1 protein-coding gene is annotated in these 460 nt (G+C 66.5%); it reads right to left on the reverse strand.

Annotated elements, in window-relative coordinates:
* Window positions 1–182: 182 nt before the first annotated feature.
* On the reverse strand, window positions 183–460 hold a 278-nt coding region (locus LK12_RS23355), incomplete at its 5' end, for a BLUF domain-containing protein (protein ID WP_231568475.1).

A 460-nucleotide genomic window follows, 5' to 3' on the forward strand; every position in this document is an offset into this window, starting at 1 on the left:
GGTCTGGTCGACCCTTCTCGAGAGGGCGCACGGTGCGGGCGCGGGCTATCTCGTCATGGGCGCCTACGGCCATTCCCCGGTCGTCGAAACCGTGTTCGGCGGCGTTACCCGCTCGATGCTGGCCAACAGCGACCTGCCGCTGCTTCTGGCGCACTAGCCCACGCTTGCGGCGACGCCACCGTTCAGGACGGCGTTGCCCCGGTCGGCGGACGGAAAGTGGTGGCGAATTCCTCAATCAGCCGCTCGAGTTTGCGAAGCGACGCGGGGTCGCCGCTTTCCAGTGCCTGCTCCAGTATGGGGGTGACCCTGGTGAGGGCGAAGTGCTCCCTGTCGAAGCGCGCCATTCGCCATAGCGGCCAGCTGCGCGCATCGATCTCGCATTTTCGGACAATGCGCACCTCGCAATGGCGACGGTCGATCATGATGCCGGCCATGACTGTTTCGACCGCCGGTCCGGGGC

The organism is Novosphingobium malaysiense (assembly GCF_000802225.1).
GTDB classification, from domain to species: domain Bacteria; phylum Pseudomonadota; class Alphaproteobacteria; order Sphingomonadales; family Sphingomonadaceae; genus Novosphingobium; species Novosphingobium malaysiense.